Origin of the sequence: Carboxydocella sp. ULO1, assembly GCF_002049255.1 — a bacterium.
Lineage (GTDB): Bacteria > Bacillota.
Window position 1 is genome coordinate 1 of sequence record NZ_BDLQ01000079.1, and the last position, 2,193, is coordinate 2,193.

The 2,193-nt window shown below is 37.6% G+C and carries 1 protein-coding gene and 1 pseudogene; one reads left to right on the forward strand and one right to left on the reverse strand.

From position 1 onward, the window contains the following. The first annotated feature begins 301 nt into the window (after positions 1-301). The gene (locus tag ULO1_RS10195) at positions 302-751 is read left to right on the forward strand and encodes a hypothetical protein (RefSeq protein WP_079933515.1); all 450 of its coding nucleotides are present in this window, start codon (positions 302-304) and stop codon (positions 749-751) included. Between the two features lie 587 nt (positions 752-1,338). On the opposite strand, the pseudogene ULO1_RS10205 reads toward ULO1_RS10195, so the two are convergent. Next, positions 1,339-1,689, reverse strand: a pseudogene (locus ULO1_RS10205) (transposase); the annotation flags it as partial. Between the last annotated feature and the right edge of the window lie 504 nt (positions 1,690-2,193).

Here is a 2,193-nt window from a genome sequence, read left to right on the forward strand (position 1 = left end):
CTCGATGTATCCTTTGGATTCGAACAGCATACCATTCGGGGCATGGCCAAAATGAAGCTGCGGTGCGGACTGGCCCTATGTGTTATGCTAGCAATGGCGATAGGGCGAATCCGGGAGAACCAGGCAGAGAAGATGCGGAGCCTGGTAGCTTAAAAATGAGAATAAAAGTATTCTATATATGAGTAAAAAGTTGCAGGCCAAATGATTTTAAAATCATTCTGGAGCTAAAGGGATTAGTGCGCCCTTTTTTGGGTTTAAATCAAAGAGAGATACCGATACTCTAGCAAAACGACTCATAAGTTTGTTTAAACGACTAATTTTCCAATTAACTTTTCGCAGTTATCATTCTGAAAATGGGTACATCGCAAAAAGCATAGAGATAATAAGCCTTGACAATCCTAAAAACTTCTTAGGATTTACTGCAGGTGTAGATGTAAATACAGGTGTTGTAAAAGGAGGACTTTATCTAGAAAGTGATAAAGGACTTGCACTGGGCAGTCTTGGAGGGGGTGCTTATGCTACATTAAAAGAAGGAAATCTTCATGCAAAGTTAAGGGTTGGCAATTTAAATGTGTATGCTAATGTAGGAGGAAATGTGGCGGGAATAGGTGCCATGGGTGAAGTCTCTATACTTGATAGACGGTCGGATGATTCATATCATATTTTTTCTGCCGACGGGTTACTAGAATTTTTAGTTGGGGCAAATGTCAATATTGACATTTATTTACAAGACAAAAAAAGCAAACACTAAAAAATACTTCAGCCAGAAAGGGATATAAACTATGGCGTTTAAAACTTTAAAAAGTTTATTAAAAAAACTATTTATTTTTGATGAGTTTATGAGGATGTACTTAATAATGTTCTCTATATTATACGTCATAGGGATATTCAAATTTATCTATCTCATAAACAGTATTATAGGATTCGTTCAATACGTGGGGTTAATGATTGGGCTGCTCATAGTTATTGTACTTGGTCTTCACTTCTTTCAATTTCTATGTAGGTTGGTTGGTATGGACAAAATCTATACTAATATGAAGCAGATTATAATGAATAGAAATAAGAAAAACTAATCATTAAAGATGCTTGAAGAGAGTACTACTCTATTAAGGTATGATTTATTGGGGTATGTAAATAGTTTTGTGTAAATGGTTTTTCCCTGGTAATTGAGGGCATACTATAAACGGCTCTTACATTTCAGGAGGATAGGGCTCTGCTGGGGAGCAACCTGAGCGCCTGAAGTGGTTCTGCCAGGGGGATTTCCCCCTTTTTTCTTCCTCCTTGGGAGAACAAAAGCGTAAAACCCCGGGGAGTTGGGGGCAGAGCCCCCAAGCACCCTTATTGCAGTTTACTAGATAACCGATCACCAAAATATATTACTAATTGTGACATACATCTACCCCAGTCTCTGATTGGCATTGTCCATTTTTTGCTTATTTCCTGGGTTGCAAGATAAATTATCTTGCGCAAAGCATCATCCGTAGGATAAGCCGTTTTGGTTTTACATATTTTACGCAATTGTCTGTGGTAGCCCTCAACAATGTTTGTTGTATATATGAGCCGGCGGATTTCTTCCGGGTATCTAAAATATGCCGTAAGCTCAAGCCAGTTTCTTTCCCAGAATTTTATGACTAATGGATATTTACTTCCCCATTTTTCCTTGAATTTTTCAAAATTCAGCTCTGCTTCTCAGTAGCGTTGCATTAATTTTATGAATGGTAGTCAACTATGTTTTGGTCATTACGCATTATGGTATATATGACATTTATGTAATTATATGTAATTAAGGACTCCAGTTCTTTGGCCAAAAGGGCTAGTGGTAATAGAGGGTAGTCCTATTCCACATTTTGTCAGCCATTTTGCTTTACAATATAATTGGGTCATAACTCACTTCATTCAGAAAATTTGTTTCTCCGTCCATTACTTGCCTTACTGTTAACTCATATATTGCTTCGTAATTTAGTCTTCGTCGTCCTTTGGACGTTCGCTTTTTCTGTTTACTTAGTTTTTTCCTAAATACCTCGTAGGGCTCATAAATACAGGCGCAAACAAACCTTTTTACAGTCAGCAGTGGTCCTTCACTACCCTGTCCTTATTTGGATCATCTTCAATAAACAGTATGTTGCCAATGCGATATATAACTGATTTTCTACTGCCTGCTGACTAAGACCATATAAATGTTTGACGTGCAGG